At 56.2% G+C, this 16,797-nt stretch carries 16 protein-coding genes; 2 read left to right on the top strand and 14 right to left on the bottom strand.

Annotated elements, in window-relative coordinates; all coding sequences use genetic code 11:
- Window positions 1-77 precede the first annotated feature (77 nt).
- From TAMC210_RS03480 to TAMC210_RS03420, 13 genes are all read right to left on the bottom strand, one after another.
- Complete coding sequence (locus TAMC210_RS03480; RefSeq protein ID WP_173297542.1) at window positions 78-1,244, bottom strand: phosphopentomutase; 1,167 nt, start codon at window positions 1,242-1,244, stop codon at window positions 78-80.
- A gap of 155 nt (window positions 1,245-1,399) precedes the next feature.
- Window positions 1,400-2,194, bottom strand: a complete 795-nt coding sequence (locus TAMC210_RS03475) for a QueT transporter family protein (protein ID WP_173297390.1) — start codon at window positions 2,192-2,194, stop codon at window positions 1,400-1,402.
- Window positions 2,195-2,273: 79 nt separating this feature from the next.
- Window positions 2,274-3,053, bottom strand: coding sequence for an energy-coupling factor transporter transmembrane component T family protein (locus TAMC210_RS03470; protein WP_173297389.1), 780 nt, complete (start codon window positions 3,051-3,053; stop codon window positions 2,274-2,276).
- The gene (locus TAMC210_RS03465; RefSeq protein ID WP_173297388.1) at window positions 3,050-4,756 is read right to left on the bottom strand and encodes an ABC transporter ATP-binding protein; all 1,707 of its coding nucleotides are present in this window, start codon (window positions 4,754-4,756) and stop codon (window positions 3,050-3,052) included. Before TAMC210_RS03465 ends, TAMC210_RS03470 begins: the two co-directional genes overlap by 4 nt.
- A 30-nt stretch (window positions 4,757-4,786) precedes the next feature.
- Entirely contained in the window at window positions 4,787-6,040 is a 1,254-nt protein-coding gene (locus TAMC210_RS03460) for an adenosylhomocysteinase (RefSeq protein WP_173297387.1), read from the bottom strand.
- 25 nt (window positions 6,041-6,065) lie between these two features.
- Window positions 6,066-6,902 carry an S-methyl-5'-thioadenosine phosphorylase gene (mtnP, locus tag TAMC210_RS03455; RefSeq protein WP_173297386.1) on the bottom strand — a complete coding sequence of 279 codons (837 nt, stop codon included), beginning with the start codon at window positions 6,900-6,902 and terminating at the stop codon, window positions 6,066-6,068.
- A 186-nt stretch (window positions 6,903-7,088) separates the two neighbouring features.
- Window positions 7,089-7,712, bottom strand: coding sequence for a cobalamin B12-binding domain-containing protein (locus tag TAMC210_RS03450; RefSeq protein WP_173297385.1), 624 nt, complete (start codon window positions 7,710-7,712; stop codon window positions 7,089-7,091).
- Between the two features lie 53 nt (window positions 7,713-7,765).
- A complete protein-coding gene (locus tag TAMC210_RS03445) occupies window positions 7,766-7,939 on the bottom strand; it encodes a hypothetical protein (protein ID WP_173297384.1) in 174 nt (57 codons plus the stop codon).
- A gap of 28 nt (window positions 7,940-7,967) precedes the next feature.
- Window positions 7,968-9,140, bottom strand: coding sequence for a uroporphyrinogen decarboxylase family protein (locus TAMC210_RS03440; RefSeq protein ID WP_173297383.1), 1,173 nt, complete (start codon window positions 9,138-9,140; stop codon window positions 7,968-7,970).
- Between the two features lie 133 nt (window positions 9,141-9,273).
- A complete protein-coding gene (locus TAMC210_RS03435; protein WP_173297382.1) occupies window positions 9,274-10,071 on the bottom strand; it encodes a methyltetrahydrofolate cobalamin methyltransferase in 798 nt (265 codons plus the stop codon).
- Between the two features lie 158 nt (window positions 10,072-10,229).
- Window positions 10,230-11,546: a uroporphyrinogen decarboxylase family protein gene (locus TAMC210_RS03430; protein WP_173297381.1), complete on the bottom strand. Its 1,317-nt coding sequence runs from the start codon at window positions 11,544-11,546 to the stop codon at window positions 10,230-10,232.
- A gap of 104 nt (window positions 11,547-11,650) precedes the next feature.
- The gene (locus TAMC210_RS03425; RefSeq protein WP_173297380.1) at window positions 11,651-12,316 is read right to left on the bottom strand and encodes a cobalamin B12-binding domain-containing protein; all 666 of its coding nucleotides are present in this window, start codon (window positions 12,314-12,316) and stop codon (window positions 11,651-11,653) included.
- A gap of 31 nt (window positions 12,317-12,347) precedes the next feature.
- On the bottom strand, window positions 12,348-13,076 hold the full coding sequence (locus TAMC210_RS03420) for a GntR family transcriptional regulator (protein WP_173297379.1): 729 nt from the start codon (window positions 13,074-13,076) through the stop codon (window positions 12,348-12,350).
- A 308-nt stretch (window positions 13,077-13,384) separates the two neighbouring features.
- On the opposite strand from TAMC210_RS03420, the gene galT reads away from it, so the two are divergent.
- Both galT and glgA read left to right on the top strand, forming a co-directional pair.
- Window positions 13,385-14,425, top strand: a complete 1,041-nt coding sequence (gene galT / locus TAMC210_RS03415) for a galactose-1-phosphate uridylyltransferase (protein ID WP_173297378.1) — start codon at window positions 13,385-13,387, stop codon at window positions 14,423-14,425.
- Window positions 14,409-15,872, top strand: coding sequence for a glycogen synthase GlgA (glgA, locus tag TAMC210_RS03410; protein ID WP_173297377.1), 1,464 nt, complete (start codon window positions 14,409-14,411; stop codon window positions 15,870-15,872). Before galT ends, glgA begins: the two co-directional genes overlap by 17 nt.
- A 31-nt stretch (window positions 15,873-15,903) precedes the next feature.
- Here glgA and TAMC210_RS03405 read toward each other — a convergent pair whose 3' ends face one another.
- Window positions 15,904-16,614: a DUF1638 domain-containing protein gene (locus tag TAMC210_RS03405; protein ID WP_173297376.1), complete on the bottom strand. Its 711-nt coding sequence runs from the start codon at window positions 16,612-16,614 to the stop codon at window positions 15,904-15,906.
- Between the last annotated feature and the right edge of the window lie 183 nt (window positions 16,615-16,797).

Here is a 16,797-nt window from a genome sequence, read left to right as displayed (position 1 = left end):
TACGACATAATTTCTACTTAAAGTGGTACTTTCCTTCTTTCTGCGGCGGCACTTCGACCCGTCAATACGCTAATACATTACCCCTTCAAAAGTTCAGCAAAGCTCTCCCCCGCCAGGGTATAGTTTACCCCCAAAAGATCAGCCACCGTCGCCGCCAGGTCGGCCAGGGTGAAACGGAGGCCTACGTTCACCGGCCGAATCCTCCGGCCGTATATTAATAGGGGGACGTATTCCCTGGAGTGATCCGTACTGGGCGTGGTGGGGTCGCAGCCGTGGTCGGCGGTGATCACCAGTACGTCCTTCTCATCCAGCCCCTCCATGACTTCCGGCAGCCTGCGGTCGACGGCTTCCAAGGCGGCCGCATAGCCCTCCACATCATTCCGGTGCCCGTAGAGCATATCAAAGTCTACCAAATTAGTAAATATAAGGCCATGGCTGCTTTCCCGTAAGAATTTACAGGTTTTGTCAATACCGTCCATATTGTCGTGGGTATGGATCCACCGGGTTATTCCCCTGCCGGCAAAAATGTCTTTTATTTTACCCACGGCTAAAACCGGGAGGCCGTTTTCACTCAAAATATCTAAAAGGGTGGGGCCGGGCGGCTCCAAGGAAAAATCCTGCCGCCGGTCGGTCCGGATAAAGTGCCCCGGCTCTCCCACAAAGGGACGGGCGATGACGCGCCCTACGCTGTGTTCTCCTTTAAGCAATTCCCGGGCCAAGCGGCAGTAACGGTACAGTTCCTCCACGGGAATCACTTCTTCGTGGGCCGCAATCTGGAAGACGCTGTCCGCTGAAGTGTAAACAATAGGGTACCCGGTCCGCATGTGTTCCTCGCCCAGCTCTTCGATAATGGCCGTCCCGGAAGCCGGTTTGTTGCCCAATACTTTGCGGCCGATGGCCTCTTCGAAGGCCCGAATGACTTCTTCGGGGAAACCCTCCGGGTATACGGGAAAAGGCCGCTCTAAAATTAGGCCGGCCAACTCCCAGTGGCCCGTAGTGGTGTCTTTGCCCGGGGCCCGGGCTCCCATTTTGCCGTAGGCTGCTAGGGGACGGTCCACCGCCTCAATCCCCCGGAGGGGAATAATGTTTCCTATGCCCATCCGGGCCAAGTTGGGCAGTCTTAGAGGTACGCTTTCGGCAATGTGGCCCAATGTATTGCTGCCTTCGTCGCCGTACTGGTCGGCGTCAGGCAGGGCCCCGACACCGACGCTATCCAAAACGATGAGAACGACGCGTTTTGCGATCATTGGTGTGTGTCACCCCTATGCCTTTCTATATAAGATAATACCCATTTCGGACGGCGTTTCTACCAAAAAAGAGAATAAAAAGGGCACCACCTCCCCCGCCGTTGCCTTTTCTTCGGCGGGGTAGGTGATGCGCCGAGGTCAGTCTTTTACGTTTATTCCTTCGAGGACCTCGAGGGGAAGGCCACAGCAGAGGCCAGGAATATGACGATAAAAGGCAAAACGCCCAGAATCACGGCCGGGCCCGTGCTGCCGACGCCGAAGCCGGCCAGTTTAGCGCCATACATGCCGGTGGAGAGAAGGAGACCCACCACCAACCCCCCCAGGCCGCCGATCCACATCAGAGCTAAACCGAGGCCCGGGGATTTTACGGTGCTGATATCCTCTTCGTCCATTATCTCCGTCCAGATCAGGTCCCATTTCTTTATCCGGGGATAGAGGAGCAAGATCAGAGGTGGTCCCAGAACTATGGGTACTATGGTATTATTAAGGCTAATGATGGTGCCCAGAACGGCGAAGGGATACATGCCCAGGATCTCCAGGCCCCAAGCTATGATCATAGCACAAACAGCACCGCTTAAAATCACTGCTAAAGCGTATTGTAAGAAGTCCTGACCGCTCTTAAGGGTCGGTTCTTTCTTGAGGGCCTGCCATATCTTATAAATTACATACCCTTCAAAGAGATTGCCGAAGAAACCGAAAAAGCTTCCCGGGCCAAGGGTACCGAAGAAATCCCCTATGAGGTTCCCGATGGCTACGCCCCAGGCGCCGGCCGGGCCGAAGAAAAGAGGAAAGGTCGTAGTAATGATCTGGGCCGGACGGAACTCGGTGATCCCGGGAATTATAGGGATGCTCTTAAAAGGAATTAAGAGCGCGGCGAAGATGCCGGCCGTCAGGGCCGTGAGGATCACCATCCTGGTGTTCTTCCACATGGTCCACATCTCTTTCATACTTCTCTCCCCCTTCATTCAAAAGTTGTGGCCAGCAGGCACTCCCTTGTAGTTAGCCCAGGCAGCTCACCTCCCCTAATTACTTTATTAACCCCGGAATGCCTGTAAGGCCTTGGATTTTGGCCCAGGCATTGAGGACGGTTAAGAGGAGAAAGACGGCCAGGAATAGGGTGTCCACCTTTTTCCACTGTAGCTGGAGGTAAAAGGTCCGGTGGGGATATGCCCCAAAGCCTTTACTTTCTAGGGCCATGGCTAGACCATCGCTGTTGCGGATGGAAGAGAGGAAAATGGGCACCAGCAGGGGCACATACTTCTGTATCTTTTCCAGGAAGGAGCCGGAATCGAGATCCAGCCCGCGGGAGCGCTGGGCCTGAGATACCGTGGCCCCGGCTCCTACAAAAGTGGGCACGAGCCGCAGGGCAGTGGAAAAGGCAAAGGCCACGGGGAAGGGCAGGCCGAGCCTGATTAAGCCCACGGTGATTTCCTCGTTCTTGGTGGTGGAAAGGAAGATCAGACCGGCAATAATCATGGCATCGATCTTTATACCGGTGGCTATGCCGTACATCACCGATTCCCGGGTCAGGCGCCAGAATAGGGGAGTACTACCCCGGGCGAAAACAAACCATACGAGGGAAGAGAAAATAAAGATCAAGATCAAAATGGTCTTGATGCGCTTAATGTTTGAGAGGGATTGGGCCAAAAAACCGTAAAGGAGGATTAAAGCGGCAGCCCCCAACGACCATAAAGGATGGTCATTTAAAAGGGGGATGGCAAAACTGCAAATAAGAATCATGATTTTGGCCCGGGGATCCAGGCGGTGGATGATGGTATCTTTATCCAGATAGAGGTATAAATTCATTGCTCCCCCTCCTTAGCGCGGTCCAGGCACGCCAGCATTTCCTCCACGCTGAGGCAGGTAGCTCCCAAGCGGTTGCTGAACCGGACGATCTGGGGCGGTCTGAGGTAAGCTTCTTCGAGCTCCTTCTCCCTGGCGAAGACTTCCCGTACCGGACCGTCCATGACTATCCGGCCTTCCTTCATAACGATGGCCCGGTGGGCATATTCGGCCGTCACCCACATGCTGTGGGTAACCATGATAATGGTATGGCCCATTTCGTTGAGTCTTTTCACCAGTTCCATCATGCCCCGCTGCTCTTTATAGTCCAGGCCGGTAGTGGGCTCATCCAGGATAATAATCTGGGGTTTGGTGGCCAGGACGGAGGCTACCGCCACCCGCTGGCGCTGTCCCTTGGTTAAAGAAAAGGGATCCTCTTCCTCGTAGCCGACCAGCTCCACTGCCCTCAGGGCATCCCTCACCCGCTCCTCAATCTCCTCGGGCGGCACTCCGTGTAACTTGGGGCCGTAGGCTACTTCTTCCCTCACCGTGCCGGCAAAGATCTGGTGATCAGGATTTTGAAAGACGTAGCCCACTAAGCGGCCGAACTTGTCGATACTCTCCTGCCGGGTGTCCAGTCCCGCCACCCGTACCTCACCCGATGAAGGGCGGAGCAAGGCGTTAAAGTGTTTTACCAGGGTGGTCTTGCCGCTGCCGTTTTGGCCCAAAACGGCTACGAACTCTCCCTGCCTTATGGTGAGGTCCACACCCTTGACGGCCTCTACACCGTTGTCGTAACGGTGAACCAGGCCCTTTACTTCGATAATGGGTTGGCCGTAACCCCTCCTTTGAGCTTCCTGTTGCTCTCTAACCATCTGCCGGTAGCGTTGCTGATCCACCGTCCATCCCAGAGACCGCCACTTGGCCAAACCTTCTTCTACTGTAAGGGGAACCTCTTCCACGCCCAGCCGGGCAAAAAGTTGGGCCATGTCCAGAGGTTTTATAGAGCATTCCTCCAGGAGCCGGCTCTGGCGCAGGATCTCCTGCGCCGGTCCCTGGGCCACCACGGAACCCTCCCGCAGGAGGACAATTCTATCGGCGTTCAGGCACTCCTCGGTTTCATGCTCTACTAAGAGCATGGTCATTTTCTTTTCTTCCCGCAAAGCCTTGGCTATGGCAAAGACTTCGTATTTGCCCACGGGATCGAGGTCCGTAGTCGGTTCATCCATACATATCATTTCCGGTTGTATGGATAGCACCGACGCAATGGCCAGGCGCTGTTTCTGGCCACCCGAAAGGGTGGCCGGCTGGCGCTTTTCAAAGCCTTCCAGCCGTACTTTGCGCAGGGCTTCCTTGATCCGCTCTCTAATTTCTTCCGGCGGAACATTGAAATTTTCCGGCCCAAAGGCAACTTCCAATTCCACATTGGTACAAAAGAGCTGGGACTCGAAATCCTGAAAGACCAGGACTACTGTTTCGGCAAAATTGCTGACCTTCCGGCCCGCAGTAGGTACACCCTTGATCTTAACCTCGCCCCGGAAGTCTCCCTTCTTTACGTTGGGGATCAGGCCGTTTAAGGCAAGGCAGAGGGTAGATTTGCCCGCTCCGCTGGGCCCCATGATGACGGTGAATTCCCCCGGCTCAATATCCAGGTTGATGCCGCGCAGGGCCGGGTTTGAGCCGCCTTTATAGGTAAAGTGGAGGTCGCGAATGGTTATAAAGCTCATTCCCGTCCAACCCCTTTGCCCTGGGCAAGACTAGTCGTGTCGCCAGCTGGCCAGGTACTTTTCTTGTTCAGGAGTAAGGGTATCGATTTTGACCCCCAGGGAGCGCAGACGCAAGGAAGCCACCTCCCGGTCTATCTCCCAGGGTACGGAGATGACCTTAGGAGGCAGTTGGCCCTTGTTCTTCAGCACGTAATCCAGAGAGAGGGCCTGGAGGGCAAAGGTGAGGTCCATTATTTCCGCAGGATGGCCGTCGGCCGCCGCAATGTTGACCAGGCGGCCTTCCGCCAGCAGGTAAAGGCGCCGGCCGTCCGGCAGCCTGAATTCCTCTACATTCCGACGTGCCACCCGCCGGGTCTGGGCCATGGCCTGAAGGTCCTTCTTGTTGATCTCTACGTCAAAGTGGCCGGCATTGGCTAGTATGGCCCCGTCTTTCATAACCTTAAAATGTTCGCCCCTAATTACGTTGGCGCACCCGGTGGCGGTAACAAAGATGTCGCCGTACTTGGCAGCCTCCACCATGGGCATGACCTCAAAACCGTCCATGAGGGCTTCGTTAGCGTGAATGGGATTGACTTCCGTCACGATGACCCGGGCCCCCAGACCCTTGGCCCGTGCGGCAATACCCTTCCCGCACCACCCGTAACCGGCCACCACTACGGTTTTGCCGCAGATGGTGAGGTTGGTGGTGCGCATGATTCCGTCCCAGGTGGATTGTCCGGTTCCGTAACGGTTGTCAAAAAGGTGTTTGCAGTACCCGTCATTCACCGCTACCATGGGGAAGGCCAGGACACCGTCCCTTTCCATGGCCTTCAGACGCAAAATGCCGGTAGTGGTTTCCTCGGCGCCACCTATAATGTCCGGTAGAAGCTCTTTCCTCTCGGTATGCAGCAGGTGGACCAGGTCGCCGCCGTCATCAATGATGAGGTGGGGCCTGGTATCCAGCACCTTGTGGAGAAAAGAAGTATACTCTTCCGGCGGACAACCGTGCCGGGCATAGACCGTTACCCCCAGGCTGACCAGACCGGCACAGACATCATCCTGCGTAGAAAGGGGGTTGGAGCCGCACACGGCCACCTCGGCGCCTCCGGCCTTGATGACCGTGGCCAGGTAAGCCGTTTTGGCCTCCAGGTGGAGGCAGATGCCCACCCTTTTCCCTTTGAAGGGCTGACGCGTCTCAAAATCCCGGCGTATTTCCTTCAAGATGGGCATGTGGTCTTGAACCCACTGGATTTTCAGTACCCCTTCTTCGGCCCATCCGTAGTCACGGATGATGGATTCCGGCATGATGCGCGACCCCTTTCTTCAGGATTTAAATGTTTAATTTACCGGGCGTCTGCCAGCACCGGCAATTTCTTTCCTGCGGTATGCGGGGTATAGCCTCCATGATGAGGCTCCGTAACTTTTTGCCGTTCTGGGCCATGACTTCCAGCACTTCTTCATGGGTTAGGGTGGTCTCCGCAATACCGGCCGCCATGTTGGTGACCATGGCGATGAGGCTGTAGCACAGTCCCAGCTCATGGGCCAGCACGACTTCCGGTACATTGGTCATACCCACTAGGTCCCCACCCAGCTGGCGGATCATCCGGATTTCCGCCGGCGTTTCAAAGCGCGGCCCCTCAGTGCAGGCGTAAACACCCCCGCTATGGGCCTTAATACCCTCTTCGGCGGCCGTCTCAGCCAGTATCCGGCGCAGTTCCGGGCAATAGGGCTCGGTAAAATCGGTGTGTACTACCCCCATCTCACCGCCTTCAAAAAAAGTGTAGACGCGGGTCTTGGTGAAGTCCAGGAAATCATCCACCAGCACAAATTCTCCCGGCTTAAACTCGGGATTGGTGGACCCCACCGCCGCCGTGGCTATAACCCGCTCTACTCCCAGCATTTTGAGGGCCCACACATTGGCCCGGTAGTTGACTTTGTGGGGGGGCAAGGAATGCTTCTGGCCGTGGCGGTTCATGAAACATATTTCCTCGCCCCGGTAAGTACCCACCTTTACCGTAACCTTGCCATACGGGGTCTCGACACTCTCCTCCTGCAGGTTCGTCAAAATTCCCGGATCATAAACTCCTGAGCCTCCGATGATGGCTATGCGCACCTGCCATGCCTCCCCTGAGGTCGCCGTATCCTTTTTGATATATTCTTTCTTCATGGGCCAGAGTTTTTCCTCCCCAAATCGGGAAGTTTTTCACTTTACTCCGCGTACCTCCCGAGGAGGCACGCCCCCAGGTTATCCTTCCCCAATTCCGGTGAGCATAAAAAGCCCCCTTGCCAACGCAAGGGGGTAGGTGCAGAGGCTATTTTAGGGGAGGTAACATGTCCTAGTCCTCTACCGGTCCTATCCTCCGAAGACTTCGGAGGCCACTTTGAGGCCGTCCCCCGCCGTGGCCGCAAAGTAATCGGCCCCGACGTGTTTCCTGACGGTTTCGTCGACGTAGTTGCCCCCGATAACCACTTTAGGAGTCAAACCTTCCGCCCGCAGGGCGTCGATGGTTTCTTTTAACGCTCCCTGGCAGCTGGTCAAGAGAACGCTCATACCCACCAGAGGAGCGCCGGTTTCTTTGACGGCGGCCACAAACTTCTCTTTGGGCACGTCAACCCCGAGGTCAACCACGTTGTATCCAGCACCCTTCAGCAGCATGATTACGATATTTTTTCCCAGGTCGTGGATATCCCCTTTAACGGTCCCGATCACAACCGTGCCCTTATTCTCTGCACTTTCGCCGCTTAAATGGGGTTCTAAGATATCCATGGCCCCCTTCATGACCTCGCCGGCCATGACCAGCTCACTGAGGAAATAGTCCCCCCGCTCAAACCGCTTGCCTACTTCCGTCATTCCTTCTTGCAGGGATTTGACTATATCCAGGGGAGCCGTACCGCTTCCCAATAATTCCTTAACCAGGGCGATTACCCGTTCCTCCTCTAATTCGGCCATGGCTTTGGCCAGGGCTTCCTTAGACATAGCTACTACCACCATCCCCTCGAAGAGATTTAGTTACCCCTTGCCGCCGGCCTTTAACGCTGTACCCAGAACCAGATAAAGGCGTAGGCAAAGGCGTCAAGCTTATCCCATTCCTGCTTAACGATTTCCTCGTTCCCGGCCAGCTGCCCCAGCTCTTCCTTCTTCACCTTCCAGGGCACACAGGTACCCGCTTCGGGTACAAAGGCCTGGACTTTGTTCTCGGCCATCCTTTTCCCCTCCTCCCTCCGGGCTCAATTAGTAAGCGCCGTATTGCCGGGCGGCTTCCAGCATAGCCTCAATGTTTTCTCGCTTCGCGTCGCCCATGACCACCCCGCCGGCCGCCAGGACAAAGCCACCATCACCGGCCAGTTCGTCAATAGCCCGCTTGACACAATCCTTGACTTCCTGGGGCGTGCCGTAGGTCAAAAGGGTGGTGGGAACGCCGCCGTAAAGGCAGAACCTCCCGCCCAGAACCTTCTTGGCCTTCTGGGCATCGGTCAGATCAATGCAGAAGACTATGCTCTTGTCGGGAAGCTGCGCGATCCTTTCCAGGTAGGGCGTCCAATCCCCTTCGGCGAAGAAGAAAACTCTCTTCCCCAGGGCCCAGAGTCCTTCGATAACCTTCTTCCAGGTCGGCCAGTAGAATTTATCCCACTGTTCGAGGCTCAAGAAGGGATAGGCTCCCTTGTGGAGGGGAGCAAAGCACGGTAAGGAAGTATCCCCCGCCGAGGTAATCATGCCGAAGGCAATATTATGGGGCACAATGGCCTCGCAGGCGGCCGCTACCTTATCCGGGCGACGCCGCAGGTCCAGAAGAATGCCCCTCGTTCCCCGCAGGGAATCGCCCAGGGTGTCAAAAGGAGCCTTGGTCATCCCCGTTCCATACGGCACTATACCGAATTCCTGGCTCCACTTCTGCGCCACCTGGGCCGTCTTGCCGTTATGCATGGCAAAGCCGGCAGCGCCCTTGATGAGGGCTACAGTAGCGCGGTAAGAACCCGGCTCGGAAAACTCCTCATTTACCCGGGGTAAATAATTTTCCACCAACCATTGGGTGGGGTTGGCAATGAAATCGTCGTAGTCCTCGGCCTTCATGAATTCCTCTTCTACGTACTGGAAGCCTGCATCCGCTTCAAAATAGATCCCGGGGAATTTATACTGCCTGCAGCCCACCGCATCGAACATGGGCGGCCACCACAAGTTGATGGATCCGAACATTACATCGAAGTCCAGGTCTTTAAGCACCCCGTCGATGACGGCCGTGGCTTTGTCTACATCGTAGTAAGCTTCTTGCAGGGTGATGTCGCTATATTTAATGACCCATTCGCCCAGGGGAAAAACTACCGGCACTTTGTCCGGCTTGCCGCACTCCATGGCTACGCTGTAGCGTTTGAACCTTTCCTGAAAAAGCTGCTCCTTGCCACCCATCCTTTTATTCCCTCCCCTTGCGCATAGTAATAAAATCCACCAACTTCCCCTGTTCTAGGCGCCTCTACCTGTCTCGGGACAACCCCTTCTTATCCTCCCTTTCTCCTTCACCCCCTCCACACCGTGCCTCTCCTCAGTCGGCCAGCAGGCCTTTACGATAAGCCTTTAGGAAATTCTTGCCAAAGGCGTCTTGGCCCATTAACAGCTCCACCGTCGTAACGGCCGTCATAATCTTGGAATCCAGGGGGTCGAGTATCGCCGCGTCCATGCCGTGGGCCATACATATGGCCAGGAAATACCGGTTGATAAGCTTTCTCTTGGGCATATTGAAAGAGATATTGCTCAAACCGGAGACCGTCTTAACGTTAAACAACCGTTTAATTTCCGTTAAGCATTGAAAAAACGTTGCCGCATGGGTGTGGCTGACGGCCAGGGGCAGGACCAGGGGGTCGATGTATAAGTTCTCGAGATTATAGCCGTGCTTGGAAAGGAGCTCGACGAGGCGCTCCGTAATCTTAAGCCTGTCCTCCACGGTCTTGGGAATGCCGTTGTCGTCCGCCGTGAGCCCGATGGCCGGACACTGGTACTCTAAAACCAGGGGCAGGACCTCCTCCAGGCGGTTCTTTTCCATAGAAATAGAGTTAATGATAACCTTACTTTTCTCTCCTTTGATATTTTTTAAAGCCTTCTTAATTACTTCCCCTGAAGTGCTGTCCACACATAAAGGTGCATCGGTGACCTCTTGCACGGTCCGGACGAGCCACTCCATATCCTCTATCTCATTACAGTGGGCAGTATTAACATCCAGGTAATGGGCACCGGCCTGCACCTGTTTTACAGCCAAATCCTGGACCGCCGCCGCGTCCTTCTCCTGGATGATCTGTCGTACACTGGGAATGGCGCTATTGAGCTTTTCGCCGATTATTAGCATTTGGGGCACCCTCCGTCAAACCTTTAGTATTGCATCTAAGGGGACCAGCCGCTAGCCCACTCGGCCCAAGTCCTGTCTATACATATATTCTACTTTTGCTGTAAAATTCCTGCTTCATTAATCTTTAATTTTAGTCGTTATTCCTCCGTTAATCCCTTTTAAGAATAAGTGCCAAACCTCCGGGCCGCCTCTATGAGGGCCTGCATGTTTTCCGGCCTTATGTCGTCGATCACAGCCCCGGAGCTCAAAATAAACCCTCCACCCCGGCCGGCTACTTTTATTAGTTTCCGGCAACAATCCTCTACTTCCTCGGGAGAGCCGAAGGCCAGCAGGGAAATGGGCACGTTTCCCGCTATACAGGCCACTCCTTCCAGCACCTCCTTGGCCCGGGCCATGTCGATATCATCAAAAAGCCAAACCGTTTTTCCCGGAGGCAGGTCGCGGATAATCTCTAACCGGGAATTGTAGCCACCTTCCGCGAACAAAAAGGGCACCAGCCCCTCCTCGATGAGGCCCATGATTACCTTGCGCAGGGTCGGCCAGTAGAAAGTCCTGAACTGCGTATCTGACAGGAAGCCGTCGGCTCCCTTGTGCAGGGGTATGAACACCAGGGGATTGCCCGCGGCCCGGGCAGAGGATATCCCCATCCTTATGGCCAGGGGAGTCACGGCCTCCAGGCCCTTCAGCAGTTTTTCGGGCCGCCTGTACATGTCCACTATTATGCCGCGGGTCCCCCGCAGGGTGTCCCCGAGGATGTCGAAGGGAGCCTTGCTGATGCCTCCCAATAGGGTAGGAAACCCGCGCCCGCGGAGGAAACGGTCCACGTAGTCCACCGCCTCGGCCCACCGTGCAGCTTCGTTGCCCGCCTCCAGGAGGACCCGGAAAGCTCCCTGGACATCGGGCCTGCCGAAGGGAACGAAGCTTCCACAGGTAATCACCATCTCTAGCACGTGGGTAAGGGGGGTCAACCTTTCCCAAGGCTTAAGGGCACCAAAGATGCGGGGAAAGTAGGTTCTCAGCCAGAAATCGGAGGGGTCGTGGATTAGACCATCGTATTCGTCGGCCTTCATGTACTCGGCGTCCACACACTGGTACGATATGTCGGGTGGAACGCCGCGACCCGGCCACTTGTATAATTTATAATCCAGCAGGTCAAAAAACCTGCCAGGGGGTACCACAAACATTCCCACATAGGCATCGGGCTGAAAATCTAAAACATACTTTATCCACGCCCCCGCCGCTTTCTGGTAGTCGTACATGGCCTCCCGGACGGTTATACCTGCGTAATAAACCGGAAAGAGACCCGTCATGGGGCACGCCGGGACGCGGTCCGGCGGCTGGTTTAGCTGAACAGCCTGCTTTATACGCATCACCCGTTGCCGGTATCCTTCTTCGGCCTCCCAGTCGGTAAAGGAAGTACCCTGAGCCGCAAGCCAGGAAGAAAATAACTGTTCCTGCTTCTCCTCCGGCGTCAACCGATCACCCCCGTAGGGTCTTAAACTCTGCCCGTCACATGAATCCAGGCTTGCCGGGGAGGATAGTCGCCCATGGATCTTTCGCCAATTTTCTTTAACTCAACTTAATTTTGTCTAATCATGGTGCTCCTTACCACCCTCACGCCGAGCCACCGCCGGCAAATGGCGACCCCTTCACCTGCTTCCCGCACCCAGGCATCGGCACCCACATAGCGACCCACCCGCTCGTTCACCAGTCCTCCGATAATCACCCGGACCTCCGATTTGGGGATAACCATGCGCACCAGCTGGATAGTCCGCCGCATGGCTTCAAAGGAAGAAGTGAGGAGGGCAGAGAGCCCCAGCACCCGCGCGCCCGTTTCCCGCAGCAAAGTCAAAAACATATCGGGCGGAACGTCCACCCCGGCGTCGTAGACGCGGAAGCCTTCACACCGAAGGAGGGAAATGGTTATGTTCTTGCCGATGTCGTGAATATCACCCTCCACTGTCCCAAAAAGAATATCCGCCTTTCCTCCCTGCTCCTCGGAGACGGACACACCCGCCAGGAAGGGCTCGAGCACGCGGAGCACTTCCTGGAATATTTCTGCTGACATCACGAGATCGCTGAGAAAATATTCCCCCCGGCCGTAACGTTCCCCTACGATGTTAAGCCCCATCCTGCACTCCTCGACTATTTCCAAGGGAACCCTCCGGGCGAACAGTTCCCGTCTAACTAGTTCCAGGACTTTCTTTTCATCCAATTCAGCCATGGCCATAGCCAAGGGAGTCATGTCCTTTCACCCTCTCTCCCAGGCGGCTTCCTTAGATGGCGGTGGGCACCGAAATCAACTCATATCGGTCCCCGCGGTATATGCACCACCCCCACCCCACCGGCCGGCCGTCCCCCGCTACGAGTATCTGCTCCAGCAAGAACGCCGGCGATCCCGGCGACGTCCGCAGGGCCCGGGCCTCTTCTTCGTTGAGGAGGGTTACCTGCAAAACCATGCGGCTGTTTACCGGCAGGGCCTCGGCGTGCTTTTCCACCATCTCAGGCAGGGCCTGGTACTGGAGCTCGTTCTCCAGTATCGGGCGGCCCCGGTCGTACCGGAGATACTTGCGATCGTACGCCATGGGCTCCCCGTCGGCCAAGAGGGATCGCCGTATGTACAGCACTTTGGTGCCTACGGGAAGTTGTAGCTTCCGGGCCGCCTTATCCGGCGCCGGCACCAGCCTCGCTTCCAGCAGCCGGACACTGGAAGCCATGCCGCGGGAGGCCATGTCTTTGGGGAAAACATCCATAACAAAAACCGCCCGGTCCAGTTCCGGCCGGGACACAAAGGTACCCTTACCCCTTTCCGTCCTTATAAGCCCCGCCCTGGCAAGCTCGTTCAGACTGCGGCGTACCGTCATTCGACTTAACCCATATTTCTCGCTCAGTTCCGCTTCCGAAGGCAATGCATCGCCCGGGCGGTACTGTCCTGATTTAATCTGGCGCTCCAGGATTTGGGCTAGTTGATAATAAGGAGGCACAAAGGAGCTCTTATCTATCATTGACTCAATCCCCCTCACGGGCGCCCAGGTGCTTCCGAAGCATACCCCGGGCGGGGAAACCCGCTGCCGGTGGTCCGCCGGCCTCCTGGCCGTTTGATGTTTCCTTCGGAAGCACGGCGTTGAGATAATCCCTACTGTTAATACTCGGTACCGGATGCCTTGCGGACGAAAGTTAAGAATAGTTTATTCAGCTATTCTACTTTTCCTTGATGATTCCTGCCACATTTTTTAACCTTTTTTCTGTATAAAGGGACCCTGAAAGAAGTAACCTAGACCCAGACTGTATTTTCCGCGGAGGTTCCGGTTTTATGCCCGAACTGCGTCAGGACCCGGTCACCGGGAGATGGGTAATTATTTCCACCGAACGGGCCAAGCGTCCCTCGGACTTTGCACGCCGTGAGGGCCGAGAAAGCCACAGAAGGATCCCCAAAAGAAGGGATAACTGCCCTTTTTGTCCCGGTAACGAGAAGGAAACACCTCCCGAAGTCTTTGCCCTCCGCCTGCCTGGGACAGCCGCCGATACGCCCGGCTGGCAGGTACGGGTAGTACCTAACAGATTTCCCGCCCTCGTCCCCGACGGCGGAGGGGGTGAAGAAGCAGCCGGGTTATACCGCCGCCAGGAGGGAATGGGACTTCACGAAGTCATTATCGAAGGCCCCGACCATGACGTCGAACTTAGAGGGTACGAGCCCGACCACGCCGTCCGGGTACTAAAGACCTGGCGCCAGCGGTACCTTCAGCATGCCCAGGACGAACGCCTGGCTTACGTGCAGATCTTTAAGAACTACGGCACCGAAGCAGGGGCCTCCCTTCAGCATCCCCATAGCCAGCTCATCGCCACGCCGGTAATCCCGCCCGATGTCCAGGAAGAAATTCGGAAGGCGGAGCAGTACATGGAGCGGGAAGAAAGCTGCCTTTACTGTGACATGGTGGAAACCGAGTTAAGGCAAGGAGCGCGGGTGGTGGCCTTTAATAAGCTTTTCCTGGCCTTTTGCCCCTTCGCTTCGCGGTTTCCCTTTGAAACCTGGATATTCCCCCGGCAGCACCAGCCCAGTTTTGGTGACCTTAAGGATGAACAAATAGAAGATCTGGTTTCCCTTCTCCAGGACGTGCTCGATCGTCTCGCCCGCGCCTTGGCCGATCCTCCCTTTAACCTGGTCCTGCGTACGGCTCCTTTGCACCAGGAGGCGCCGGCCTATCACTGGCACCTACAGCTCCTGCCGCGCCTCACCACAGTCGCCGGTTTTGAATGGGGTACTAACATATACATCAACCCTACCCCTCCCGAGCATGCCGCCCGCTCTTTAAACGACGTTAACAAGGAGGAGCAAAATGACGGGCTCGCTTAAAATTCTCTTCGTTTCTCCTGAAGTAGCGCCCCTGGCCAAGACCGGGGGTCTGGCCGACGTGGCCGGGAGCCTCCCTAAAGCCCTGGCCATGAGGGGGCACGAGGTGCGGATAGTAATGCCCCGTTATCGCCAGATCACGGAGGTGGACTATCTCACCGACCTCCCGGTGGAGATGGACGGCAGCTTGGAGACAGCCATAATTCGCCGGGCTAGCCTTCCCGGTACCACCCCGGTACCTGTTTACCTCATCGATAACTACAAGTACTTTTACCGGGACGGCATGTACGGCTATCCTGATGACGATGCCCGCTTCAACTTTTTTTGCAAGGCGGTCCTGTCCCTGATGCCCGGGATAGATTTCCGCCCGGATGTAATCCACTTGAACGATTGGCAGACGGGACCCATCGCCCTTTTCCTTAAAGTGAAACATGAGGACAACCCCTTTTACCGGCATACGGCTACTGTATTTACCATTCACAACTTGCAGTACCAGGGCCATTTCCCCCGGGAAACCCTGAGGCTCATGGCCCTGGGGGATGAATTCTTCATCCCCGATCGCCTGGAATTTTACGGCAAAGTCAATTTCATGAAGGCCGGCCTCCTTTACGCCGATCTGATCAACACCGTTAGCAAAAAATATGCCCTGGAAATCCAGACGCCCGAACTGGGTGAAGGCCTGGACGGGCTCTTACGGAAGCGGGCCGCCGACCTGCGCGGGATCTTGAACGGTATCGACTACGAGGAATTCAACCCGGCCACCGATCCCCGCATACCGGTCAACTACGATGTTTCCACCCTGGAACGAAAAAAGGAAAACAAACGGGCCCTGCAGCAGGAGATGGATCTGCCAGCGGCGGATGTGCCCCTCTTGGCTTTAATTTCCCGCCTGGTGGGGCAGAAGGGCCTCGATCTCCTGGCCGCCATCATGGACCCCCTGCTTCAGCAAGATGTGCAGTTTGTTCTCCTGGGGAGCGGCGAAGACTATTATCAGCGGCTTTTTTCCGAGTACAAATTAAAATACCGCCACAAGATGGCGGTGAAGATCGGGTTCGACCCGGACCTGGCCCAGCGCATCTACGCCGGGGCGGATATCTTTCTCATGCCCTCCCGCTTCGAGCCCTGCGGCCTGAGCCAGATGATAAGCCTGCGCTACGGCACCGTGCCCGTCGTGCGCTCTACCGGCGGCCTGGAGGATACCATCGTAGACTTCCACCGGCATCCGGATCGGGCCAACGGATTTTCCTTCCTAGAGTATACGCCCCAGGCCTTGCTGCAGGCGGTAAACCGCGCCTTAAATGTTTACCGCACCCAGCCGCAGGAATGGCGCCGGCTAATGGAACGGGGCATGCGGGCCGACTTCTCCTGGTCGGCTTCTGCCGCCCAGTATGAAAACATGTACCGGGAGGCCTTAGAAAAACGCCGCAACGCTCAGATTAAAGTCGGATAGCAAGATACGGCCGAGTGAATCCCGGCCGCATCTATGGCTGCCCCAGGCCCGGGAAGGATGACGGCTGGGCCACCGCGCCGGCGAACTCCAGCCCAAAATCCCCCAAGGTCACCGGCCTCCCCGGCGGCAGCACTACAAAATCGTCATTCCAGGGACCGCACAGCAGTTTCCTGATATAGACCAGGGAGCCCGGGACTATTTCATATTCCAAGCCCATCCTGCGGGCAAAGGCCGAAGATATATCTACGTACTCGTTCAGGGGAAAGGCTCCCGTATCGATGAGGGTAAGCCGCCGGTAGTGTTTCATTATAGCGTGCATAATGCGGGAAGCCCGCTCCTCCCCGTACTTGGCCACGCACCGCTCGTACTCCCGCATGATGTTGTTCTCGTACACCAGCCATCCCCGCGTGAGAAAATACGTGCCTGCCCCGCGGGTGAGCTCCAGCCTGCGCTCCACCGAGCCCAGGAGCAAGGAGATGCAGTCGTCCACCCGGGGTATCACCATCTGGGCTTCCGGCGCAGAAAGCCCCAGGAGAGAGTTGCCGCAGTAGCCGAAGGCCAGGATAATGGTGTCCACATTATCGAGGCGGCTTATCGCGTCGGTAAGCCTTTCCCTTAACCTCTCGGGATGGTTGTGCAAGCCCGACTCTATCCAAAGGACCGGATAGTCTATCTGTTCCTCCTTCAGGACCTTCTTTACCTCGTCGCTTATAGTCTGGCACGCCACAATAATCCTGGCCATATCTCTCACTCCCCGCAGGGGGCTTCATCATCTGCGGTATTTATTACGCCCCCACGGCTAGGACTTCCTGCCTAGGTCCTGCGCTTTAAATACCCTACTCACCTGTTCGCTTACCAGGTCCCCTATTATGACCACCGGCTTCGGCCCCCGAAGACGTCTTTCCACGAGTCCGGGAGCTTCCTT

This window comes from Thermanaeromonas sp. C210 (assembly GCF_013167955.1).
Classification (GTDB): Bacteria; Bacillota; DSM-521; order Neomoorellales; family Neomoorellaceae; genus UBA12545.
Note: the sequence above shows the minus strand (reverse complement) of the source record. Positions and strands in the feature narration are given on the sequence as shown.

Excerpts from the sequence above, each read along its gene's own strand:
- TAMC210_RS03460 (WP_173297387.1), bottom strand. The coding sequence starts at position 6,040 with ATGCCGGAATCCATCATCCGTGACTACGGATGGGCCGAAGAAGGGGTA.
- TAMC210_RS03420 (WP_173297379.1), bottom strand. The coding sequence starts at position 13,076 with ATGATAGATAAGAGCTCCTTTGTGCCTCCTTATTATCAACTAGCCCAA.
- TAMC210_RS03405 (WP_173297376.1), bottom strand. The coding sequence starts at position 16,614 with ATGGCCAGGATTATTGTGGCGTGCCAGACTATAAGCGACGAGGTAAAG.
- glgA (WP_173297377.1), top strand. The coding sequence starts at position 14,409 with ATGACGGGCTCGCTTAAAATTCTCTTCGTTTCTCCTGAAGTAGCGCCC.
- TAMC210_RS03425 (WP_173297380.1), bottom strand. The coding sequence starts at position 12,316 with ATGACTCCCTTGGCTATGGCCATGGCTGAATTGGATGAAAAGAAAGTC.
- TAMC210_RS03465 (WP_173297388.1), bottom strand. The coding sequence starts at position 4,756 with ATGAGCTTTATAACCATTCGCGACCTCCACTTTACCTATAAAGGCGGC.
- TAMC210_RS03475 (WP_173297390.1), bottom strand. The coding sequence starts at position 2,194 with ATGAAAGAGATGTGGACCATGTGGAAGAACACCAGGATGGTGATCCTC.
- TAMC210_RS03450 (WP_173297385.1), bottom strand. The coding sequence starts at position 7,712 with ATGTCTAAGGAAGCCCTGGCCAAAGCCATGGCCGAATTAGAGGAGGAA.
- mtnP (WP_173297386.1), bottom strand. The coding sequence starts at position 6,902 with ATGAAGAAAGAATATATCAAAAAGGATACGGCGACCTCAGGGGAGGCA.
- TAMC210_RS03445 (WP_173297384.1), bottom strand. The coding sequence starts at position 7,939 with ATGGCCGAGAACAAAGTCCAGGCCTTTGTACCCGAAGCGGGTACCTGT.
- TAMC210_RS03435 (WP_173297382.1), bottom strand. The coding sequence starts at position 10,071 with ATGCTAATAATCGGCGAAAAGCTCAATAGCGCCATTCCCAGTGTACGA.
- galT (WP_173297378.1), top strand. The coding sequence starts at position 13,385 with ATGCCCGAACTGCGTCAGGACCCGGTCACCGGGAGATGGGTAATTATT.
- TAMC210_RS03440 (WP_173297383.1), bottom strand. The coding sequence starts at position 9,140 with ATGGGTGGCAAGGAGCAGCTTTTTCAGGAAAGGTTCAAACGCTACAGC.
- TAMC210_RS03470 (WP_173297389.1), bottom strand. The coding sequence starts at position 3,053 with ATGAATTTATACCTCTATCTGGATAAAGATACCATCATCCACCGCCTG.